18 protein-coding genes are annotated in these 22,051 nt (G+C 53.1%); 5 read left to right on the forward strand and 13 right to left on the reverse strand.

Annotated features, from left to right (window positions below):
- Positions 1 to 10: 10 nt before the first annotated feature.
- The 6 genes from bcp to Q0721_RS09030 are packed head-to-tail and all read right to left on the reverse strand — an operon-like array spanning position 11 to position 6,410.
- Positions 11 to 472: a thioredoxin-dependent thiol peroxidase gene (gene bcp / locus Q0721_RS09005; RefSeq protein WP_299028556.1), complete on the reverse strand. Its 462-nt coding sequence runs from the start codon at positions 470 to 472 to the stop codon at positions 11 to 13.
- 37 nt (positions 473 to 509) lie between these two features.
- A complete protein-coding gene (locus Q0721_RS09010; RefSeq protein WP_299028559.1) occupies positions 510 to 2,480 on the reverse strand; it encodes a molybdopterin biosynthesis protein in 1,971 nt (656 codons plus the stop codon).
- A gap of 33 nt (positions 2,481 to 2,513) precedes the next feature.
- A complete protein-coding gene (gene glp / locus Q0721_RS09015) occupies positions 2,514 to 3,749 on the reverse strand; it encodes a gephyrin-like molybdotransferase Glp (protein ID WP_299028562.1) in 1,236 nt (411 codons plus the stop codon).
- A gap of 3 nt (positions 3,750 to 3,752) precedes the next feature.
- Positions 3,753 to 4,694: a prenyltransferase gene (locus Q0721_RS09020; protein ID WP_299028565.1), complete on the reverse strand. Its 942-nt coding sequence runs from the start codon at positions 4,692 to 4,694 to the stop codon at positions 3,753 to 3,755.
- Positions 4,695 to 4,703: 9 nt separating this feature from the next.
- Positions 4,704 to 5,432 (reverse strand): SDR family oxidoreductase, encoded by a 729-nt coding sequence (locus Q0721_RS09025; RefSeq protein ID WP_299028568.1) that lies wholly within the window; start codon positions 5,430 to 5,432, stop codon positions 4,704 to 4,706.
- 18 nt (positions 5,433 to 5,450) lie between these two features.
- On the reverse strand, positions 5,451 to 6,410 hold the full coding sequence (locus Q0721_RS09030) for a proline dehydrogenase family protein (protein ID WP_299028570.1): 960 nt from the start codon (positions 6,408 to 6,410) through the stop codon (positions 5,451 to 5,453).
- A 174-nt stretch (positions 6,411 to 6,584) separates the two neighbouring features.
- Between Q0721_RS09030 and Q0721_RS09035 the strand changes: the two genes are divergently transcribed.
- From Q0721_RS09035 to Q0721_RS09050, 4 genes are read left to right on the forward strand one after another with little or no spacing between them, the layout of a single operon-like run.
- On the forward strand, positions 6,585 to 7,988 hold the full coding sequence (locus tag Q0721_RS09035; protein WP_299028572.1) for an SPFH domain-containing protein: 1,404 nt from the start codon (positions 6,585 to 6,587) through the stop codon (positions 7,986 to 7,988).
- Entirely contained in the window at positions 7,985 to 9,379 is a 1,395-nt protein-coding gene (locus Q0721_RS09040) for a hypothetical protein (protein WP_299028575.1), read from the forward strand. The genes Q0721_RS09035 and Q0721_RS09040 overlap by 4 nt, the downstream gene beginning before the upstream one ends.
- A complete protein-coding gene (locus tag Q0721_RS09045; RefSeq protein ID WP_299028578.1) occupies positions 9,376 to 10,323 on the forward strand; it encodes a carbohydrate kinase family protein in 948 nt (315 codons plus the stop codon). The genes Q0721_RS09040 and Q0721_RS09045 overlap by 4 nt, the downstream gene beginning before the upstream one ends.
- Complete coding sequence (locus Q0721_RS09050) at positions 10,324 to 11,247, forward strand: pseudouridine-5'-phosphate glycosidase (protein WP_299028581.1); 924 nt, start codon at positions 10,324 to 10,326, stop codon at positions 11,245 to 11,247. It abuts the gene before it with no gap.
- Positions 11,248 to 11,279: 32 nt separating this feature from the next.
- On the opposite strand, the gene Q0721_RS09055 is transcribed toward Q0721_RS09050, so the two are convergent.
- The gene (locus Q0721_RS09055; RefSeq protein WP_299028583.1) at positions 11,280 to 12,272 is read right to left on the reverse strand and encodes a hypothetical protein; all 993 of its coding nucleotides are present in this window, start codon (positions 12,270 to 12,272) and stop codon (positions 11,280 to 11,282) included.
- A gap of 139 nt (positions 12,273 to 12,411) precedes the next feature.
- Here Q0721_RS09055 and Q0721_RS09060 point away from each other — a divergent pair, with 139 nt between their 5' ends.
- Complete coding sequence (locus Q0721_RS09060; RefSeq protein ID WP_299028586.1) at positions 12,412 to 14,595, forward strand: protein kinase; 2,184 nt, start codon at positions 12,412 to 12,414, stop codon at positions 14,593 to 14,595.
- A 9-nt stretch (positions 14,596 to 14,604) separates the two neighbouring features.
- On the opposite strand, the gene Q0721_RS09065 is transcribed toward Q0721_RS09060, so the two are convergent.
- The 6 genes from Q0721_RS09065 to Q0721_RS09090 are packed head-to-tail and all read right to left on the reverse strand — an operon-like array spanning position 14,605 to position 21,997.
- A complete protein-coding gene (locus Q0721_RS09065; protein ID WP_299028588.1) occupies positions 14,605 to 15,564 on the reverse strand; it encodes a D-cysteine desulfhydrase family protein in 960 nt (319 codons plus the stop codon).
- Positions 15,561 to 16,679, reverse strand: coding sequence for a peptidoglycan bridge formation glycyltransferase FemA/FemB family protein (locus Q0721_RS09070; RefSeq protein WP_299028590.1), 1,119 nt, complete (start codon positions 16,677 to 16,679; stop codon positions 15,561 to 15,563). Before Q0721_RS09070 ends, Q0721_RS09065 begins: the two co-directional genes overlap by 4 nt.
- On the reverse strand, positions 16,676 to 17,671 hold the full coding sequence (locus Q0721_RS09075) for a peptidoglycan bridge formation glycyltransferase FemA/FemB family protein (RefSeq protein WP_299028593.1): 996 nt from the start codon (positions 17,669 to 17,671) through the stop codon (positions 16,676 to 16,678). Before Q0721_RS09075 ends, Q0721_RS09070 begins: the two co-directional genes overlap by 4 nt.
- Positions 17,671 to 19,557, reverse strand: a complete 1,887-nt coding sequence (locus Q0721_RS09080) for a nucleoside-diphosphate sugar epimerase/dehydratase (protein ID WP_299028596.1) — start codon at positions 19,555 to 19,557, stop codon at positions 17,671 to 17,673. The genes Q0721_RS09075 and Q0721_RS09080 overlap by 1 nt, the downstream gene beginning before the upstream one ends.
- 3 nt (positions 19,558 to 19,560) lie before the next feature.
- Positions 19,561 to 20,991: a sugar transferase gene (locus Q0721_RS09085; RefSeq protein ID WP_299028599.1), complete on the reverse strand. Its 1,431-nt coding sequence runs from the start codon at positions 20,989 to 20,991 to the stop codon at positions 19,561 to 19,563.
- A 4-nt stretch (positions 20,992 to 20,995) separates the two neighbouring features.
- A complete protein-coding gene (locus Q0721_RS09090) occupies positions 20,996 to 21,997 on the reverse strand; it encodes a glycosyltransferase family 2 protein (RefSeq protein WP_299028602.1) in 1,002 nt (333 codons plus the stop codon).
- Between the last annotated feature and the right edge of the window lie 54 nt (positions 21,998 to 22,051).

Here is a 22,051-nt window from a genome sequence, read left to right on the forward strand (position 1 = left end):
TCAGAGCCGTTCATGAGCGCAGCGCAGCCAGAACCTCTGCACTATGTCCTTCCGGTTTGACGTTGGGAAATACCTTCCTAATAATCCCATTCTCATCAATCAAGAAAGTGGTGCGCAGAACCCCGTCATATTCACGCCCCATAAACTTCTTCTTTCCCCACACGCCATATAGATCACAAACGTGGTGATCTTCATCAGAAAGTAAGGTAAAGGGCAGGTTATACTTTTCCTTAAAGCGAGCGTGGGACGTTGGTGAATCGGGACTTACCCCTAAAATCACCACGCCGGCTTCGGCATATGCCTGATAGTCGTCACGGAAGGAACACGCTTCTTTGGTGCACCCCGGTGTGTCATCCTTGGGATAAAAATACAGCACCACGGGTTTACCTCTGAATTCTTTAAGGGAGCGTGGTGTCCCGGTTTCATCCAGCAGGATAAAATCCGGTGCGGGCGTATTGGCTTCTAGAGTCATTTTAGACCTCCACAATATAGAATTTTACTTAATCCTATCAGCATTCCTGAACAATGGTTCCCATTTGTCCAATGTCATAACCGGGCAATTGGCCCACCGCTTGGCGAAAACGCGGTTCATGCATTAATTCAAATATGGGTTTGATGCGCTCATCCTCCACGTACTTGCAAGGGATGACCAAGTCATAGGCTTCGTGAAAGAGCGGGATAAAATCCAGATCCAGTGCCTTGGCTGCGGCAGTCACTCCCAGGCCGCAATCGGCCCGCCCCGAGGCCACCGCTGCGGCTACAGACAAGTGCGTATATTCCTCCTGTTGGTAGCCCCGAATGGTTTCGGGATTGAGCCCCTTGAGACTAAGGTGATAATCCAGCAGAACACGAGTACCCGCTCCGCGCTGGCGATTGACAAACATCACATCTGGACGCACCAAGTCTTCTAGCCCTCTAATGCCTTTGGGGTTTCCGGGACGTACAATTAAACCCTGTTCACGTTCCACCCACCGCACGATCCTGACATTTTCATTGGGTAGATACTGCCTTACATAACGCAGGTTATAGATCCCTGTTTCCGGATCTAACAGATGCGATCCCGCCAGATGAGCCTCACCTCGACGTAAAGCAATCAGACCCCCCAGGCTTCCCACATTCGCCGACACTAGGCGCAGACCTCGCTCAGCCAGAAACTGAGCCAGCAGATCTAACGACATATCGTGTGATCCGATTGCAAAGACGGTGCGGCTCAACACCCGGCTGGAGGTGTACAGCCGTACACGCACTTTCTGCCCTGCCTCTATTCCCTGGATACCCGAGGGAATTACCAAGATACCATCCGCACGAACAAGTGAGGTGATCACTCCCGCACCACGTGCTAAAGGTGCTACTACTATCCGCCCGCCCACCTCACCAATGACGACACGCACATAATCTTCATCCCCCGCGGGAGAGGTGATCTTACGGGTGAGAACCGCTTCAATTTCCTCGGGTTCAGAAGCAGGTCGTCCAGTCCAAAGGGCCAATAAGGGCTCAACAAAGATCTCACCAGTGAGCGCCGCCGATACCGGATAACCCGGAACCCCTAGAATGGGTACTTTGGCTCCCACTGCTCCACCAGAACGTCCAACCATGCCAAAGACAACCGGGTGTCCAGGCCGAACAGCCACGCCATGGAAGATTAGATCTCCCAGGCGTTCGACCACACGGGCAGAAAAATCCTCTGACCCTGCTGAGGAGCCTGCGTTCAGTAGAATCAAATCACTTTCCTGCGCAGCCTCACGAACGCGCTCTAAAATCGCGTCCTCATCATCAGGGGTGATCGGGTAACGAACTGGTTCACCTCCCCAAGATGCCACCTGCGCAGCCAGAACCAGTGAATTGAACTCAATGATGTCCCCAGGCTTGACCGGCGTCCCAATTGGCACCAGTTCATCCCCTGTTGGAATAATCGCAACACGAGGCTTGCGCGTTACCACTACGTGAGTGTACCCACACGCCGCAATGGCTCCTAAATCGACCGGGCGCAGAACATGTCCCGCTGGGAGAACCAGTTGAGTTGCCACAATGTCTTCACCCATTGGGCGAACATGGCTCCAAGGAGGCAAAGCCGCTCGTAGCCGGATCATAGAAGGGTGTCGCGGGTTCTCAGCTGGCCGCCCTTCTTGATCCAGTGCCTCCACATTTTCAATGGGCACCACTGCATTGGCCCATTCGGGCAATACATCGCCTGTATCCACATAAACCGCATGCGAGCCCACTGGCAAGGTCACCGGCGCTGTTGGCATAGCCCCATCTGTGTCCTCCGCTCGAATAGCAAACCCATCCATGGCTGCAGAGTGGTAATGAGGCGAGGAAAGCCGCGCCCAAACCGGTTCAGCAGTTACCCGTCCTACCAGGTCTTCGCTTAGGGGTAATGTTTCTACTCCCAGTATCCGCCATAAATTCGCTCCTTGAAGGGCGGCACGAATACGCTGTTGTGCTTCTGGTAGAGGGATATCATGAAGGTACACTGACATCGCTAATTTCCTTTCATCCTCAATTTAACCATCTTACAAAAGCCACACCTCAACCTCAGCACCCGATGCCAGACCTGTTGCATCGGCGGGAATGCGCAGTAGCCCATCTGCGCGCACCAGCGAAAAGATTAAGTTGCTCTTATAGAAAATGGGTTCTGCCAGCAGCCCCTCCGCGCTCTCAATCAATCGTACGGGAACGTAATCCTCTCGTCCAGCCTGAGAGGGCAAATTGAGGGTGAGACGGGCCGGTAAGCGTGCGCGTGGACGTTTAACTCTAAGCCCTAGCAAGCGCCCTAAGACTGGCGGTAAGAAAAATTGAGCCACAACCAGCGCGCTTACTGGGTTGCCAGAGAGACCCAAAAGAGGTTTTCCATTACAAACCGCCAGAATGGTGGGCTTTCCTGGCCGGATGTTGATCCCGTGAACTAGCACACCGGGAAGGCCCATCTCATCAATTATCCGCGCAGTCAAATCCCGTGTACTTATGGAAGAGCCCGCAGATATAATGACCAGATCATTTTCATCCAAAGCACGCCTAAGTACTTCACGCAATACCTCCTCACGATCTGGCACAATACCATAGCGTTGTGGAAGCCCCCCTTCCAACTCTACCAACGCACTTAGCGAGTAACTATTAATATCTCGAACTTGGGCAGGGCGCAGGGGTTGCTCGGGGGGGATAACCTCATCCCCGCTAGACAGTATTCCCACACGCGGTTTTTTGGCTACGCGCAATTTTGTGATTCCTAGCCCCATCAGCCCTCCAATTTCAGGGGGGCGTAAGCGAACCCCTGCCGGAATAACTTCCTCCCCTACCTGCACGTCCTCTCCAATTTTGAGCACATTTTCACCCACCCCCACCGAGCGCAGGACCTCGATCTCACCTGGCATCGTCATCTGAGTGTGTTCCAACATCACAACCGCATCTGCCCCTTCTGGTAGCATCCCCCCGGTGTAAATCAAAGCCGCCTGTCCGGGTTGTAGGGCAAACTCAGGAGCCTGGCCCATTTCAACCTCACCTACCACCGCCAAATAGGCTGGCAGGCTGTCGCTTGCCCCGAAGGTATCAGCAGCCCGCACCGCATATCCATCCACCGTGCTACGGGGGAAAAATGGCATGGGTTCTGGCGCTCGAATGGGCTCCATGGTAACCCGTCCCAGGGCTTCCAGAGTCAAGAGTTCCTCCGTCTCGGGCTCAAGGTCGGGGAGAGCATTCAACCAACGCTCCAGAGCTGCTTGAGGGGATAGTAATGCTAGAAATTCACCCATCGGTCACCCCACCCACAATGAAAAGGTCAGAAAATAAGCCGTCAGTCCAACTGTAGCATAAGCCGTTAGGCGTAACAGCGGCCAGCGGGTCGGTGCTCCATTCCCAATTTGCCACATTTGCCAGACCTGAAATGCTCCTATGGGCAAAGTCAACATAGCCGGCCAAAGTAGTGACCACGAAAGTCCCATCAAGGCAGTCACTCCCAAACAGAAATAGGCCAGAGGGACAAGGAGATTATGCAACAACATCCCACGCTGCCACCCCAACCGCACCATCATGGTGGTACGCCCCTGCTTAAGATCACGATAGTAATGTTCCAGTGAGATGGCTAGCAGCATGGCTAGACATAACAACGTTAAAGGAAAAGTAAGCAAACCCAACAAATGAGCGTCCAAATCATGGGAAAGCAATACAAACGCAAACGCGGGGGTCAAATTAGCCAGGAAGAAGGCCACGCACAATTCACCATATCCGGTATAGGCGAGACGCAAAGGAGGGACACTGTAAAAGAAAGCCACTCCAAAGGCGATCCCCAGGAGCAGGAGTGCCGAGGCATTCATTGCCCCTCTGGTCAATAGCAACACGGCCACAATCGCTCCAACGCTCAGAGTCGTCATTCCGGCTTGCAGAAAGACCAGTCGCGGCAAGAGAACCTCTTTTGGAGCGTTCTCCTCGTCTTCTATATTCTTGGCTTCAGGTGACCGCTGTGAGGGTGGGGTTCGATCCTCATCAATCCGATCATAGAACGCTTTCAGAAAAGCACTGCTCATTTGCAGAAGGGTAATACAGGCCTGGCCCAACCAGTAATCCACCCACGAAAAAGGTTGATTGCGAAAATCAACAATTCCAGCCCCAAGGGCAAAGAACAATATGCCAGCCAATAGCGCCAGCGGGTTAGCCGCGCGCACCAGTTGTGAGAGAGGTGATGAGAGAAGTTTGCGCATGAAATACCTCTAAAGCAAATGATAACCACTGTCTACCCGCAGTATCTGGCCTGTCACCAGATCATTTTCAATCAGAGAAAGCACAGCCTGGGCCACTGCCTCAGGGGTCCCCGAGCGTTTTAAGGGTAAGCGTTCCACTAAGTGCGCCCATGCTTCAGATGTCATCTCAACGCCTGGAGTAATCATCCCTGGCGCAACAGCGTTCACCCGAATGTTTGGGGCCAGGGTCTTGGCCAACAATCGCGTTAAGTGTTCCAATGCTCCTTTGGAAAGTACATAGGCAGCGTGGGAGGTCCATAACCGCAGCGCGCCACAGTCGGTCAAATAGATAATAACGCCACCTGCAGCCTGCATCAACGGCGCAGCCGCACGAGCACATAACCAAGCGGCCCGTAAATTGAGCGCAAAAAGGCTATCCCATATTTCGCGGGGGGTATCCAGAAGCGTCCCGCCCGAGAACCTACCTACTGCGTAGACAAAGACCTTCAACGGATACCCCCATCGCGCCACCTGCTCAAACAAGCCCGTGATGTTATCATCTTCCATAAGATTGGCCGAGGCCAAGAGAGCCGGTTGCCCCATGTGCTCAATCTGAGTCGCTAGAGCCAGTGCCTTTTCTCGGGAATGGTAATAATGAAGCCCAACCGCATACCCCCGTTGAGCCAATGCCAGCGCGATGGCTCCACCCAGATTGCCAGAAGATCCCACCACCAGCGCCAGAGGGTAAGAATGGCTCATTCCCATATTCTGTTAGCCTCAGCGGCGGAAGAAATTAGAAACGAAGAACCACAAATTGGCCGGTCGCTCGGCCAAACGACGCATGAAATAGGGATACCAATGGGTACCATAGGGCACATAAATGCGCACCGGATATCCCGCACGAACCAATGCTTGTTGCAGATCACGTCGAATGCCATAAAGCATCTGAAATTCCAATGCGGTGTTGGGTAGCCCCAAGCGCTTGGCGCGTTCTTGTGCATACCGAATACGCGCTTCATCGTGAGTAGCAATAGCCGGGATGGGGGGAAAGCGCCCATCTGCACTAATTTGAGGAACCCCCGCCTCTAGCACCCCTTGGAGTAGAATATCTGTCAAACGATCAAAACTGGCATCCACATCGCGTTTACGTGGATAAGCAATCTCTGGAGGCTCTTTGTAAGCTCCCTTAACCAGGCGAATGGGAACATGTCGGCTCACCAAATGACGTGTATCCTGTTCACTTCGGTAAAGGTAAGACTGAATAGCAACGCCCACATTGGCGTAGCCTTGGTCGTGACACCAATGAACCAGATCCAGAGTTGCGTCAACCAGGGATGAATCCTCCATATCCACACGTACAAAATTGCCCAAGGCCCGAGCACGGGCAACAATTTGTTCCAAATTTTGCCGGCAGAGCGCACGATCAACCGTCAAACCAATGGCACTTAGTTTCACGGAAACATTCGCACGCAAGTTCTGGCGCTCAATTTCCTCGAGGCTTGCCAGAATTGCCTCAGTAGCCCGCTGGGCTTCGATGGTATCAGTAGTGTGTTCTCCCAAATGATCGACCGTAGCATTCAACCCCGCTTCATTCAAAACACGAATGACCCGCGTGGCTTCTTCCAAGGTTTCTCCAGCAATGAAACGCGAAGCCACCCGCCAAGCAACACGCCAGCGGGTAACCAAATGCTTGGCCCATTCAGCTTTAGACAGGGAGATTAATAGTGCTCGAAGCATGGATGCTCCTCATTATTGTGCGCAAATTCACTGGCAAGCAAGATAATTCTAGCACACCTTGCCCAACACAATTTCATCCTCTAATCAGAGGATCACCAAGAACCTAAAAATTGCCCATTAATTAGATTTCTCGATCTAATCGCATTAGGATAAAATCATTTAATAAGTTTGGGTATGCCCCCCATGTTCACCAGTCTTCGACCTCATTGGAGAACCACACTTCTCCCAGCCCTGGTGGGCTTTCTCCTCTTATTCTTGGAGGCTCTTTTCGCCCCTGATGGCCGTGCAAAGGGATTTCTTAGACTGGGACTTAATCTTGTCATCTTTGGCATCGGAGTAGGTTTCTGGCTGGCATTTTTCTCGCAATTCATTGTGCCGGTCAATAATCTGCACGACAGACTAAATGCCTTCTTCCATCTGATAGGTTACTTAGTGGGCTGCCACGGTCCCATTCTCTTTATTGAGAATGGGCAGATCCGCCAACAACCGAAAACCACCTCTGGTATCGCAGGGGTTATGATTCTTGACTCGGCCAGCGCCGCCATGTTACGCACTTCCCATCGGTTTACTCGCGCTGTGGGTCCGGGCGTTGTTTTTACCCAGCCTGGTGAACGAGTCGCAGGTGTGGTGGATTTGCGTCAACAGCGCCAAACCATCGGCCCACGTCCTAGCGAAGATCCCTTCGCTCCTCCACAGCCCAACGAGGGACCCGCCCAATACGAAGCCCGAATGCGACGCAAGCGAGAAACGCGCGCAATCACCCGCGATAATTTTGAGATCATTCCTCAAATTGAAGTGATCTTTCAACTGGATGCACAGCCTGGCCAAGGCCAAACTGAGTTTGGCTACAATCCTCTCGCCGTGCAAAGGGCTATCCTGGGACAGGTTGTCAATGCAGATTTACCTCTAGACACGCCTGCGCGATTGATCCCCTGGAACGAATTACCCGCCCAACTGGCAGCGGAAGCTTGGCGCGACTTGATTTCTCGCTTCACTCTAGAACAAATTTTCCCAACTCAGCCTGCCCGTCAACCACAAGTTGGGCTTCAATGGATTCTCCAAATGATGCGAAATCGCCTTACACAACCCCAGGTCCCGCTTCTGGATTTTGACGGACGCAATACAGGCGAGACCACACCCAGCCGCGAATTCAGTGTTCTAAGCAGCCGCGGCATCAGAGTGATAGAGATCAATATCTTGGATCTAAGGTTATCTCCCGAGGTGGAACGTGAACTGCTAAACCGCTGGAGCGCAGGATGGTTGGCCTGGGCGCGCCAAGAGCGTGAACAGATAGAAAGAGAACGTCGCGACCTTGCGGATCAAGCCAGAGAGGATGCGCTCCGAGTGTATGCAGAAACAAGCACGCACCATTTCGAGGCCTTCTTTTCAACCCGCTCCACAGATTCCCCTGCAGAAGAGATGACAGCGCCTGTAGACTGGGCACGCTCCATTTTGTTACGTCTCTTGCGCGGGCATCTAATGCTCATTGAAAGCCGTCCCGGGCTCAAGACCCTAGCCGTGGATGAGAAACAGCAGATTCAAGAATTAATTGCAATTCTCGAGAGCCGAGCGCTATGAGACTTTCAAATGCCCGCTTCCGTTTATTCCTCCTGCTTCCTCTCGGGCTTTGTCTATGGTTAGGGGTGGCATGGATCAATCTACCACTCCCTCCCATTGGTGCAGGCCAGGATCCTTTCTACCCAACCCTCGGTCTTCTGATAGGCTCAATGTTTTCCCTTCCCGTCCTGATAACCATCTTCCTCCCTTTCTGGTTAGGACTGGAATGGGCGGCTCGTTACCAGAGCGAAATTTATACGCTCCCGCATCCGGGTATAAGTCGCCGCTTTTTGCTTCAGGTGAGCCTAGGACTTCTGCCACCCCCAAACCTGGATATTCATGGCGAGCAACTCAGTACGTCCCAACAACAGAATCCCATTTTCCTTATTGGTGGTCCTGGACAGGTCAATTGCTCCGCCGAAGTTGCAGCCATCTTTGAGCGCCCTAACGGTACACCTCGTTTTATCTTGCCCGGCACAAGTACCACGCTGGAGAAATTTGAGCGCTTGCGCCGTATCCTCGACCTGAGAGACCACGAACTCCAATTTGATGAAATTCAAACGCGCAGTCGAGATGGCATTCGCATCTCACTCCAAGACGTGCGCGTTCTCTTCAGCATCTGGCGGCGCTTTCCACAGTCCCACAACCTTCCAAATCCTTATCCGACCTACCGGCAAAACCTTTATTGGCTGACTTATCGCCAATTACCGGGTCCATGGGTGGAGGGAATGCGCCGCTTAGTTGCTCGGGAGTTGCAAAATCAAATCCGATCCCGTCCATTTAGCGAACTGATCGCAGGGGTTGGACAAACCGAGATCCGTCAACAAGTTGAGCGTCAACGTCAGATCACGACCCTCCAATGGGCGCACCCCTTAACGCGCCCCTTACGTTTCATCTATACACCTAATCTCCCTCCTCCCATTTCAATTCCTAACCGATGGCCACGCCCACAACTTACCAGCTTTTTCGATGATTTTGCGCGCGTTTTTCCACGTCTAGCCCGCAACCAGGGGGTACGCTTGGAATGGATTAGTGTGGGAGCTTGGAATATTCCTGAGCCCATCGTATGGGAACAGCATCTTGAAGCACTCAAACTGACCCGCGAGAACCTGCGCCTGGGTAGCGAACGCGCACTCCGGGAATGGCGTGAACAAAATTTGGATCAAGCCTTAGCGCAGCGTTTGCGCGAAGTCCCGATCTTAGCCTTTGTTACCCTCAACCAGGGGTCTCGTGACTCCGAGGTTCACTTGTTTGATCTGCTTAGAATTTACCAGGGCATCCTCAGCGAAGTCGCCTCAGGCTATAATCCACAGGAAGTTCTACCCAGAATACGGAATGCCCTGGAGGAAATTGAGCAATGCTTAAACGCTCACTTAAAGCAACAAGGTAAAGCCAGGTTTCATTCGCCATGACACTTCCCCTCTCTGCCGATAAACACTTGCTGGTGATCGGGGCTGCCAGCCTCGACGTTGTAGGCCGTCCCTTTGATAACCTACAAAGTGGGACCTCTGTGCCCAGCCAAGTACGCCCCTCCTTCGGTGGAGTTGCCCGCAACGTGGCTGAGAACTTGGCCCGTCTAGGCCTGCCGGTAACTCTGATTAGCGCCGTGGGTGAGGACCCAATTGGACGGCAATTGCTGGAGCATACCGCCAACGTGGGGGTGGACATCTCGGCTTGCCTGCGCGTCAGCGATTACGGAACAGCCTCCTATGTTGCCGTTCTGGCCCGCGAAGGTAATTTAGAGTATGGGCTTGACGACATGCGCATCCTTTCACGCCTGACAGCCGAGTACTTAAAGTCACAAGAGGCGCTTTTCCACACTGCCAGTTTGGTCTTTGTGGATGCCAATCTGTCCAAACCGGCATTGCGAGCCGTATTCCAGATGGCACGGCGGGCCAGAATTCCCGTCTTTGCTGATGCAACGTCAGTAACGTTGGCACCACGCCTCCTTCCGTTCCTGCCCCGCCTGACTTTTCTAACGGCCAATCGCCTGGAAGCCACGGCCCTTTTGCAGGACAACATCCAGGTTAACGACCGCTTCACGGCTCTAGAAGCCGCCCGTGCGTTTATCCGCTTGGGGGTACAAATCGCCGTGATCGCGCTGGCGGAATTTGGGGTTTGCTACGCTACCTCCGCAACCAGTGGACATGTGCCTGCTATTCGCACTCGGGTGATTGATCCCACTGGTGCTGGGGATGCCATGACGGCCGCCATCATCTTCGGTCTGATGAACAACATGGATATAGACGAAGCGGTGCGCCTGGGGGTCTCGGCGGCCAGCCTGACCCTCAGTCACCCCGGTTCGGTATCGCCTCAGTTATCTTTAGAAAGCCTTTATGAAAGGTTGATTGCGTAAATGAAACAACACATCCGTCTCTACCCCGAGGTCCACCACGCTCTGGAAAACGGCTACCCTGTGGTGGCCCTTGAATCTGCCGTAATTACCCATGGGCTTCCATACCCCGAAAACGTTCAGCTTGCCGAAGAACTGGAACAAACCGTTCGTAATGAGGGGGTCATCCCGGCCACCGTTGCCTTTCTCGATGGGTATATCCAAGTAGGACTGAGCCCAGAAGACCGCCAGCGGTTGGCAACTGCTCCCCACAAGCGTAAAGTGAGCCTGCGCGATATAGGAATCGTGCTTTCACGGAAAGAGGCAGGAGGAACCACAGTTGCCGCCACCCTGCAAATCGCTCATCAGGTAGGGATCAAGGTCTTTGCCACGGGCGGCATCGGAGGCGTTCATCGCGAGTCCCCGTTCGATGTCTCTGCAGATCTGCCTACGCTATCCAGGACACCATTAGTTGTGGTTTCAGCAGGCGCCAAAGCCATTCTTGATCTCCCTGCCACATTGGAAGTTTTAGAAACGATGGGAGTGCCGGTCGTTGGTTATCGCACCGATGAGTTTCCGGCTTTTTACTCTCGAGAAAGTGGACTACCTGTCAACGTGCGCGTTGAAAGCCCCCAAGAAGTAGCGGAAATAGCCAAGATCCAATGGGAATGTCAGGTGAATAGCGCCATTTTAGTTGTTAACCCTCCACCTGCTGATACCGCCTTGCCCAGAGAAACTATTGAAGCCCTCATCCAAAAGGCTGTTCATGAAGCCCTCGATCAGGGCGTCCGCGGCGCAGAGGTGACACCCTTCCTATTGGCCCGTGTTAGCGCTCTCAGTGGTGGGGAAAGTCTGAAAGCCAACCTGGCCCTGCTCAGAAATAACGCTCGCTTAGCCGCCCAGATCGCCCATCATCTTTATACGCCGCGCCACCAGTTCAGAGCCTAGTCCACCACCAATCTTTGACCTATGTCCCATGATCAGGGGGGCGAGGTGGACGTAGGCCAGCGCGTATCCGTGGGTCTTGGCGTCAAGGTCGGGCGTGGGGTGGCTGTGGGCGGGAGTGTCCGCGTGGGGGTAGGCGTCCAAGAAGGTCGCGGCGTCGCTGTGAAGGTCGAGGTTGGTGAAGGAAGCGGGGTGCGGGTTATCGTGGGGGAAAGCGTAAACGTTGGGGTTGCACTTACCGTAGGCGTAGGCGAACGAGTAGGGGTTGAGGTTGGTGGATTTCCTACAACGGTAAAGCGCCCCGACGTTTTCCACTGGGAGCCCACGAATATTTGTACCTCGTATTCGCCAGCCTGCCAGTCTTCAGAACGCGGTGTACAATCCGTATAACCAAAACCGCCTGTTCCACCGTCCCAGGGTTTGGTTTCGTAGCAAATTCGCTGACCATCGCTCAAACGATACCAAATAGCAGTCCACTGAGAACCGGGTATCATCTGATCATAAGAAAACGTCCCGTATAGGGTCGTAATTGGTTGTTGAAATTCAAACTGTGGGTTAACAGGTTGAAACGCACTATTTACGGCACGCGCGAACTGCAATGGACTAAAGACAGCGCCCGGATTGGGGGTAACGGTATTCTGAATTTGCGCCGCAATATCAGCGGGTAGGAAAGGCGTAGGGGTTATAGAAGGGGTTTCGGTAATAGTGGGGGTTAAGGTGATGGTCGGCGTTAATGTAATGGTAGGAGTCAACGTGATGGTCGGGGTGAGCGTTACCGTTGGGGAAGGGGGAAACACCCGGTAAAGCGCTGGTTCTGCGTACCGGTTGGTCAACAACGCCAACCCACCCATCGCCAGTGCTAAGAAGATCAACCGCCACCCCCGGGCCACTCGGGCACGGCGGATACGGAAATAGGTCAAGCGGCGAGCCCCTCGGATGGTTCGCACTCCCAGCCAAAAGCTCAGTATCAAACCCAGCAATAGAAGGATAAACGTGGTTTGAACAGCCGTGCGAATATCAAGATTCATCGGTGAGCATGTTCTCCATGAAAATTGCTTCTCGATTATAGCATGGGTTGAGAAAGGGTTATTAGACACAATACTGGAGTTGAAAACTTAACCCCAAGTTTATTGTGAGGTTGGCCCGGATGCCATTAAAATTGAAGCAATGGCACTAACTCCTGGCACACTGCTCAATCGGCGATATCGGATAGTCTCGATCTTGGCCCAAGGGGGGATGGGGGCTATCTACCATGCTGTAGATGAGAATCTGGGCATCCAGGTAGCGGTCAAGGAGAATCTCTTCCTGGCCGAAGAATATGCGCGCCAATTCCAACGCGAAGCCAATATTTTGGCCAGTGTGCGTCACCCTAACCTCCCGCGGGTCATTGATTATTTTGCCATTCCCAACCAGGGACAGTACCTGGTTATGGATTACATCGAAGGTGAGGATTTACGCCAGCGCATCGAGCGGCTGGGCACCCTAGGCGAAAATGAGGTTGTTCTAATTGGAATTGCCATTTGCAATGCCCTGGAATATCTTCATTCGCGCCACCCCCCCATTATCCACCGCGATATCAAGCCTGGTAACATCAAGGTCACACCCGAGGGAAAAGTCATTCTGGTAGATTTCGGCCTGGCCAAGTTAATGCTCGAGGATCAGCGCACTACCACTGGTGCCCGTGCCATGACGCCAGGTTACTCGCCCCCTGAACAATATGGAGTTGCCCCTACCGATGCTCGTACAGATATCTATTCCCTGGGTGCCACTCTTTACGCCGCTGTAACCGGGGTCATTCCCGAAGATGGGCTTGCGCGTCTGACCGGCCAGGCTGAACTAACCCCAGTGCGCCAGTTGGCCCCCAGGGTGTCCCGCCGCTTGGCTAGCGTTATTGAAAAAGCACTTGCTGTAGAACCCGAAAAACGTTATCAAACGGCAACCGATTTCAAGCGGGCTCTGATGGAAGCCAGCAATTTACCTCCTCTTTTGGAAGAACTAACCCTTATTCCCCCTCCTCAAGCAGAACCCCCTCTCCCCATTGCTAGCCCGGTAGGCGAGGACAAAAAAGTTCTTACCCAACCCTTACCTACCGCCAGCCCCATTTATCGCCCCACCCCGCGCTCTCTCAATCGCAAAAGCCACCAGCGAATTTGGCGTCTTTTTGGAATGGTAACAACAGCTGTTGCATTGGCCTTTCTGTTTACCCTGGTTCCGGATGTACCTAAATGGGTACGTGGCCAGATTTTGAATCTAACGGCATGGTCAGGTTCCCCTACCTCCACCCCATTCGAGAATCTTGAGTCGTCCCATACACCAGAAACAATTGCAACTCTGCCAATAATCGGCGTAAGTCCTGAACCCACCTCTCCTGTCGCAACGCTGTTTCCTACTTTATCCCCTTCTCCGCTAAGCACCCAAGCCCCGCCGACCCCTACCCCAACCCCAACCCTTACACCAGCTCCCACACCTTTTGGCGGAAGTGGCGAGATCGCCTTTGCGTCAAACCGTACCGGCATTATGCAGATATGGTTGATGAACGCCGATGGCACCAATCAACGCCCTATTACCAGTCTGCCGGATGGGGCTTGCCAACCAGCCTGGTCGCCAGATGGGCGGCGGTTGGCATTTATCTCGCCCTGCCGCGAAAAGCGCAACCTCTATGAAGGAACCAAGATTTATATACTAGACATCGCCCAAGGGGGTACTCCCGAATTATTGCCATTACCTCCTAGCCCAGCCGCCGATTTCGATCCGGCCTGGTCACCGGATGGTAACCGCATTGCATTTACCTCCTTGCGAGCAGGGCAACCCGATATTTACGTTTATGATCTTATTACAAGCACCCTTTTACGTTTGACCGATTCGCGATACGTTGAAAAGCAACCCGCCTGGTCACCCACAGGCACCCAAATCGCCTTCGTGCGCGAAGCCCCATATGGCCAAATTTGGGTGATGTCCGATACTGGACAATACCCAATCCGGTTCACGGTAAGCGGCGAGTTAAACAACCTATGGCCAGTTTGGAGTCTAGATGGAAGCGTCATCTTCTACAGCCAAACGCGACCTTCGTCGAACATTCCCTGGCTGATGAGTATGCGCTACGAAGATCGAGGCACTTCTAACAAGGAAGTGCGCATTCCCCCAAAAAACGAGCCAGATGTGGGGCCAGTCGCGAAAGTTAGCCTCTCACCAGACGGAAACTGGTTGGCTTTCGAATCCTGGCCGGATGGCACCAACCACGATATCTACATTATGACCATCAATGGTGGCAATCGCATCCGTCTAACTACCGACAAAGATTTTGACTTTGGAGCAGCCTGGCGCCCTCCCCTCCGTTTGCCCAGTCCCTAAGCGCATTGCTTATAACAAATTAGGGGCATACCGGTCCGCAAACAGCGCTGGCAGGCCGCCCGTATGCCAGAACAGAATGCGCTCACTCGGTTTGAAAAAACCACTCCGGATTAGGTCAATCATCCCTGCCGCGGCACGCCCGGTGTAAACGGGATCCAGTAGAAGTCCTTCATAGCGGGCAAAAAGTTGAATGGCTTCAACTTCTCGCGCGCCCATGACCCCGTAACCGGCACCGATATAGTCATCGTTCGCTTCCACTTCATGAGGCGTGATTCGCACGGCTTCCCCTAATCTGTCGGCAGCCTGTGAGGCCAATTCCGCTACGCGCTCTTTGACCCAGTCCACGGGATGGTCCACACTGATTCCTAAGATCCGACCACGCCAGCCGCTTAGACGCGCTCCCAGCGCCAAACCAGCCTGTGTACCTGCCGAAGATGAAGCCAGCACAATCCAATCGGCCTCACCGCCTTGCTCTATGAACTCTTTGAATGCATACACATAGGCAATGGCTCCGATGGGGGTCGAAGCACCCAATGGGATAAGATAGGGTCGCCGTCCTTCTTCCCAGGCTTTCTGAAAGACATCCTGTAAAACAGCCTCATAGGTCTCCCGTGTTGCCCACGTGACTTCCGCTCCAAACAGACGATCTAACAAATAGTTACCCGATGGAACCTCAGGGGGCTCACCGAAAAGCACCAACGAGCAGCCCATCCCTAAACGAGCGGCCAGTGCGGCGGTCTGACGACAGTGATTGGACTGAACCGCTCCCACCGTGATCAGGGTTTGAGCCCCATGAGCCTGAGCCTCTGCAACGACGAATTCCAATTTGCGCGTTTTGTTCCCACCTAGTGCCAAACCAGTCTGGTCGTCTCGTTTAACCCAGAGGCGAGGCCCCCCCAATGCCGCACTCAGCCGTGGCAAAGGTTCAATAGGGGTAGGTAAGTGAGCAATACGAATTCGTGGGATCATGCGGTCACCTCACGGCGAAGTTTGTCCTGAGTACGTCGGCGCATCCACGCAAGTAAGCGAGGAATAATGCGCGTGTACAAAGTATACCATTGCCGTCGCACTGGTAAGTCCCAGGCCCCGATCCAACGTATTACCTGCCCGCCCAATCCTTGTTTAAATCGAAATACCCCCCACATCGGATCGTCTTCTCGAAATTCGTCGGGCGCACCCCACAAATCATAAACCCGGCACCCCCGCGCATGTGCCAGGCGCATGGCCTCCCACTGCAGCAGATAATTAGGCATTTTATCCCGGTGCAGTTCCCGCGACATTCCGTAAAAATACCAGGCGCGGTGAGCAAAAACCAACATCACCAAACCAGCCACCGGAACCCCTTCCACTTCGGCGATGAGCAGCTCCGCCATCCCGCTTTCCATAAATGTCTTCCAAACCTGCTGATAGTAAGCCTCAGGGCGAATCACAAACCCATCACGTACCGAAGTTTCTGCATACATGCGATACAACACGGGTAAATCTTCGAGGAGGGCCCGTCGCACTAACACCCCCTTACGTTGAGCCAGCCGGATATTGTAGCGGGTTTTTTGCTTCATCCGAGCCAACCAAGTCTCCTCCTCACCGTCCAGCAAGAGGACGAAGGTATTTCGGAATTGTACCTGCTCTGCGGAGAAGCACCACCCTTCCATCCTCAAATCCTGCAGGGTTTCCTCAGCAGTGGGATTGTTCCATGCTTCGGGCGTGCCCAAAATACCCCCCCCTGCTTCCAAATCCGGATCTATCTTGATAAATATGGCCCCTTGCATCCGCGCCAACCGATGCAGATCTTTCAAAACTTGCCGCCGCAAGGTTGTATCAGCCCAATCCATCACCGGCCCACGCGGAACATACATCACACTCAAAGGCGTCACATATCTCCCCAAGCGCAATGGCCGGCGCAGGATCAAAGCCATAGCACGCACGTTCCCGCTCCTATCTCTCCAAACATAGGGGAAGGGTTGCCATCCATAGGAGGACTTGATATGTCCCCACTCCCAAGTTTGCAGAATATGGGCGCTTGAAAAATCAGACAAAATATGATTCCAAACCAACCGGTCTTCAAGACGTTCTAGGGCGATCATCCAAATTCTCCTCGACGACGAATTCGCCAGAACCAGCGGTAGACGCGGTATAAATTAGGCTGGAACACCCAATCCCACGCTCCTACTGAACGGCGAACACGCCCCCCAAAGCCCCGTTTGAAACGATAAACCCCCCACAGCCCTTCAGTGCGTTGGGCAAACTCGGCTTCTAACGTAGCTTCATCCGCATCAGGAATCCCCCATAAATCATACACCTGACAACCCTGCCTGGCAGCCCAGCGCATGGCTTCCCATTGCAAGAGATAAGTTGGCATCCGATGACGCTCCTGGTCGCCCGAAGCTCCATAAAAATACCAAGCCCGATGTCCCCAAGCAAAGGCCATCAGCCCCGCCAGGGGCTTGCCCTCGTACTCCGCCATTAAGAGCACACAATGTCCCCCGGGGGTAAACCATTGATAGGCACGTTCATAGTAGTTTAAAGTATGGATACCGAAGCCATCACGTCGGGCCGTCATTTCCATCAAAGCATAAAACGCAGACAGATCCCGCGATTCCCGAACCACTACGCCTTTTTTCTGGGCCAAACGGATGTTATAACGTGTTTTCTGCTTCATCCGCTCCAACCAGTCTTCTTCGTCACCCTCCAAACTAATCTCAATGGTACGACGCGGCTGGATTGGTTCAGAAGCGTGAAAACCCGGCAACTGTGCCCGAGGATCAAACGCTAGAGGTTCCCAGGCATCGGGCTCAACCTTGAGAAAAATGGCCCGCTCCCGCCGACATAGAGCTTCGATCTCCGGCCATAAATCTGCCCAATTTTCCCCAACCGGTCCCTTTGGAATATAGGCGATGCTTAGGCCCATTGGCAAACGGCGCAACAACACCTGTGCCCCTGTTTGCCCTGATACCACCCACACGACTTGCCAGCCGAACTCCGCCTTAAGCATTCCCCACATTGGGGTTTGTAGAAGGTGGGCCTCCGGATGGTCACGAAGAAACGCTTCCCACTCGGCACGGTTTAACTGAGGCATCAGACTACCGAGGTCAACTCTGGTGGAGGTGTGCTGCGTATGGCCGAGCCGGGGATCACCTCATCTAACAAAGCCACAACTCGCTCGCGGTCGCCTTCACGGGCCAATTTCACCAGTTCAGTGATCACCTGGTAAAGGGCCTCACCTTCCAAAACCTCCTGGTTTTCTACCCGGAAGATATCAGGGTGATCGGTCACCCGGAGGGAAACCCCTTCATCCCATAAATCTTCACTCAATTTTTCGCCCGGGCGAATACCAGTAAACACAATTTCAATATCCCGTCCCGGCTCTAACCCGGAAAGACGAATGAGATCTTCTGCCAAGTCAAGGATGCGAATCTGCTGGCCCATATTGAGCAAATAGGTATCACCACCTCGTCCCATCCCCGCCACCTGCAAAACTAAATGCGCTGCCTCAGGGATCGTCATAAAATAGCGCTTCATATCAGGATGGGTCACTGTGACTGGCCCCCCTTGTGCAATTTGACGCTTGAAAATCGGCACCACGCTTCCACGACTCCCCAGGACATTGCCAAAACGCACTACTGAGTACCGTCCTCCAGAGCGCTGAGCAGCATTCAGGACAATCATCTCGGCCAAGCGCTTGGTAGCCCCCATCACGTTAACCGGACGAATGGCTTTATCAGTCGAAATGAACACAAAACGCTCTACCAAATAGGCCAGCGATACCTCAACCAAGTTGAGCGTCCCCAACACATTATTTGTCACGGCCTCTTCAACATTAATCTCCATGAGAGGAACATGCTTGTGAGCGGCAGCGTGAAATACGACCTCTGGATGAAATTCGTTAAATACGACCTCCAAGCGAGGACGATCCCGTATATCTGCAATGACCGGTTGCACATTAAGCCCTGGGAAACTCTCCCGGAGTTCAAGCAAGGTTTCGAAAATGCTATTCTCGCCATGCCCCAGCAGAATTAGCAATTTGGGCCCCCAGCGTGCAATTTGCCGACACAACTCGCGCCCAATGGACCCCCCCGCACCGGTCACCAACACCACGCGGCTGCTTAGCGCCGCTCCCACCAGATCTTCATTCACCTGCAAAGGCTCGCGCCGTAAAAGATCGCTAATATCTACCTCTCGCAAGCGGCTTACGCTCACCTTGCCGCCCAACAACTCGTAGATCCCCGGCATGGTACGGAACGGCACCCCCTTCAAACGGGCAATATCGGCTACCACGCGCACCACCCGACCCGGCGCACTGGGAATGGCAATAATCACCTCATCAACCCGCTGGCGTTCCAGCACCTGGGCCAGTTCGCTTAATGTGCCAATAACCGGCACACCGTGAATCTGCTGCTTTTGTTTAGCCGGATTATCATCTAAAAAACCAATGGGTTGCAGGTTGAGTTGCGGATTCTTTTGCATTTCACGCACTACTAACGCCCCCGCATCCCCTGCTCCAACAATTAGCACCCGGCGCGGTTGTGACGCCAAAGCCACACCTTGCCCGCGACTCTCAGCCATTAGGCGGAAGGATAATCGCAACCCTCCAGCAAAGATCAGTGAGAGTAGCCAATCAATTACCAAAACCGATCGCGGCATCCCTACAAACGCACCCAAAGAAAGCGCAATGACCATCCCACCCGCTAGCAGAATCGATGCCGCTGTCACTGCCACAACGATTAACTCCAATTCCTCAACGCTGGCATAAGCCCAAATCCGCTGATACAAGCCAAACAGATGATACACCAGCGGCTTGATGATCAACCCCAAACCAATCATCCAAAGGGCAGAGGGTAGATAATCAAAAAATTGAGCCCCTAGTTCAAAGCGCAACGCATAACTTCCTAGGACCGAAATAACAATGAGAAGAAGATCCCCTAAAAGCACATAACGATTTCTCAAAAATGGTTGGGTTTTCACGATTCAACGTCCTTTTAGACCAATTACAGTGCCAATGGTGCGGATCAGGATGAGCAAATCCAGAGTTAGGCTACGATGTTTGATGTAGTACAAATCATACTCCAGTTTAATGGCGTTTGAGCGCACATCTTCTGCATAACCAAAGTTGACTTGTGCCCATCCGGTAATTCCGGGCTTAACAAACAATCGCGCACGGTAAAAAGGAAGAGCTTTCTGATACTCCTGCACAATTTCTGGGCGCTCCGAACGTGGGCCCACCAAGCTCATTTCACCTCGCAACACATTGATGAACTGAGGCAACTCATCCAGGTGACTACGGCGGAGAAAACGCCCTACTTTAGTTGTACGCTGATCGTTTTCAGCAGTAGTGCGAGGGATACCATCTTTCTCGGCATCCTGAATCATCGTGCGGAACTTGATAATCTTGTAGGGTCGCCCGTTCTTTCCCAAACGGGTTTGAGTATAGAAAATGGGACGTCCAGATTCCAGGTAGATGGCCAAGGCAATAAAGGGACACAGCCCTAGCATGAGCACTGTGCCAATGATCCCACCCAAAATATCCAACAGACGCTTAGCAAGTTCAAAGAACCCGCCCATATGGGCTTGGTCTACAAATGACCGTAAAATCCAATCTGACTGAAGCAGAAAAATTGGAACCCGCCCCAACAGCTCTTCATATAGAGTAGGCATGGTGGTGACTTCAATGCCTTGCTCTTCCGCTTCTAACAATGTAGCAAACAGCTGGGGATTCATCTCTCCCGAAATTGCAATTACTAGATCGGTGACCTGGTGCTCACGTATCAAGCGAAAGATATCTCCACCGCTTCCTAAAACAGGGTAACCTGCAATTTCGGTGCCGATTTTCTCTGGATCATCATCCACCAATCCCACCAGGTAGAAAGGAGGCGGCCATATCTCTCGAATAATCTGTGCCAAGTGAGAGCCCGCCTTTCCCGCTCCAACGATCAATACCCGCCGCATGAACAAGGGCAGTGTGAACAGTTTTATATAAATGAAGCGCCACAACATGGTCAGCACATAGGCAGAGGCAAAAAAAGCCGCCACGCCTCGGCGCGGTAGGGAATTCGGTTCTGAGAAAAAGAAAATGATCAGGTAAAACGCAAACCCTGCGATGGCTGCAATGGTCACTTCGCGATATGCCTCTGAGCGGATATTGACCCGGCTCGGGTTATAGGATTCAACCAGCATTAGCAGCCAAACAACCGGCAGTAGATAGAACCAAAATGGAACTCGATAACGGAGAAATTCAACTGAAAAGGAAAGAAACTCCCCCCCAGAGGCCCAAAAGTACAACGCAAATACCAATGACCCTATTGCAATGATCAGATCCACCACAAACAGGGTCGAACGCCGCTCTGAAGGACGTAAACGCCACTTGGGTTGTATAGAGGTCAGGTCAGGCTCCACACTCATAATCTCAGGTTTTCCTTCCCAAAAGCCAGGTCAACAGGCTCCACAGGAAACCCATTCCCCAAGCGAAATGCATGGTAGCAATGGCCAGAGGCACACCAATCAAGTAATGAGCGTCCCTCGCCCGCCAGGCGATGGATAACGCCCCAAGTGATAAGGCGCCAATATACATCGCTAGGATGCCCCCCAAAATGTAGACAGCCCGTGACCAGAACGGCACCAAGGCCACTAATCCTAAAATCCCCAAAACAAACATGGGGGGGAGTGCCTGCCGCCACCGCAACGTCTTGGGATAACGGCGCAGCATCTGAAACTTCCAGTATCCATATCGCCAATACTGGCGGGCTAGCGCTCCCAGGGTTGGGCGAGCAATGTATTCAGAACGAATCTGCGGATCCAAATAAACACGTTTGCCTTGCCCGCGCAACCGAGCATTAAACTCATAGTCCTCGTTTGTCAGAAGAGTTTCGTCAAAGCCGCCCACTTGCTCAAATAACTCGCGCCGAAACGCCCCGAACGGCACAGTATCCACCAAACCTGGGGTTCGTCCGTGCCGATAGCGCGCATCTCCCACCCCTAGCGGATGCGCTGCAGCAATCGCAATTGAGCGCGCAATCCAGTCAGGGCGAGCTGGGCGAATGATCCAGATGCCCCCCACATTATCGCCCAGATCTGCCTGCAGATCAGAAACACATCGTGCAATATAATCAGGCGCAGGAATTGAATGGGCATCCAGACGAACTATAAAATCTCCTCGTGCTACTGCCAGGCCGGCATTAAGAGCCGCGGGGATGATGCGCTTGGGGTTGTCTACCAGTCTTATCCGCAATTCCGGATGGGCTTGAGCGAATTGGGCAATCACTTCCCGGGTGTGATCGGTAGACATCCCATCTGCAATGATCACTTCTAGGTGATCTAGGGGATAGGTTTGTTGAACCAGCGCCTCCAAAAGAAATCTAATGTGCGCTTCTTCGTTGTAACAAGGGACAATAACCGACACGGATCGCATGCAGCCGCGCCTCTGTCCCTATTCAAAGTAGCAATGTAGGAACAGGTTTACCCA

This window comes from uncultured Thermanaerothrix sp., assembly GCF_938028735.1.
Lineage (GTDB): Bacteria > Chloroflexota > Anaerolineae > Anaerolineales > Anaerolineaceae > Thermanaerothrix.

What these genes read in the sequence shown, in the direction of transcription:
- Q0721_RS09070 (WP_299028590.1), bottom strand. Translation starts at nt 16,679, where the DNA reads ATGATCGCCCTAGAACGTCTTGAAGACCGGTTGGTTTGGAATCATATT.
- Q0721_RS09090 (WP_299028602.1), bottom strand. Translation starts at nt 21,997, where the DNA reads ATGCGATCCGTGTCGGTTATTGTCCCTTGTTACAACGAAGAAGCGCAC.
- Q0721_RS09050 (WP_299028581.1), top strand. Translation starts at nt 10,324, where the DNA reads ATGAAACAACACATCCGTCTCTACCCCGAGGTCCACCACGCTCTGGAA.
- Q0721_RS09055 (WP_299028583.1), bottom strand. Translation starts at nt 12,272, where the DNA reads ATGAATCTTGATATTCGCACGGCTGTTCAAACCACGTTTATCCTTCTA.
- Q0721_RS09020 (WP_299028565.1), bottom strand. Translation starts at nt 4,694, where the DNA reads ATGCGCAAACTTCTCTCATCACCTCTCTCACAACTGGTGCGCGCGGCT.
- Q0721_RS09065 (WP_299028588.1), bottom strand. Translation starts at nt 15,564, where the DNA reads ATGATCCCACGAATTCGTATTGCTCACTTACCTACCCCTATTGAACCT.
- Q0721_RS09010 (WP_299028559.1), bottom strand. Translation starts at nt 2,480, where the DNA reads ATGTCAGTGTACCTTCATGATATCCCTCTACCAGAAGCACAACAGCGT.
- bcp (WP_299028556.1), bottom strand. Translation starts at nt 472, where the DNA reads ATGACTCTAGAAGCCAATACGCCCGCACCGGATTTTATCCTGCTGGAT.
- glp (WP_299028562.1), bottom strand. Translation starts at nt 3,749, where the DNA reads ATGGGTGAATTTCTAGCATTACTATCCCCTCAAGCAGCTCTGGAGCGT.
- Q0721_RS09085 (WP_299028599.1), bottom strand. Translation starts at nt 20,991, where the DNA reads ATGAGTGTGGAGCCTGACCTGACCTCTATACAACCCAAGTGGCGTTTA.
- Q0721_RS09025 (WP_299028568.1), bottom strand. Translation starts at nt 5,432, where the DNA reads ATGAGCCATTCTTACCCTCTGGCGCTGGTGGTGGGATCTTCTGGCAAT.
- Q0721_RS09045 (WP_299028578.1), top strand. Translation starts at nt 9,376, where the DNA reads ATGACACTTCCCCTCTCTGCCGATAAACACTTGCTGGTGATCGGGGCT.
- Q0721_RS09030 (WP_299028570.1), bottom strand. Translation starts at nt 6,410, where the DNA reads ATGCTTCGAGCACTATTAATCTCCCTGTCTAAAGCTGAATGGGCCAAG.
- Q0721_RS09035 (WP_299028572.1), top strand. Translation starts at nt 6,585, where the DNA reads ATGCCCCCCATGTTCACCAGTCTTCGACCTCATTGGAGAACCACACTT.
- Q0721_RS09075 (WP_299028593.1), bottom strand. Translation starts at nt 17,671, where the DNA reads ATGCCTCAGTTAAACCGTGCCGAGTGGGAAGCGTTTCTTCGTGACCAT.
- Q0721_RS09060 (WP_299028586.1), top strand. Translation starts at nt 12,412, where the DNA reads ATGGCACTAACTCCTGGCACACTGCTCAATCGGCGATATCGGATAGTC.
- Q0721_RS09040 (WP_299028575.1), top strand. Translation starts at nt 7,985, where the DNA reads ATGAGACTTTCAAATGCCCGCTTCCGTTTATTCCTCCTGCTTCCTCTC.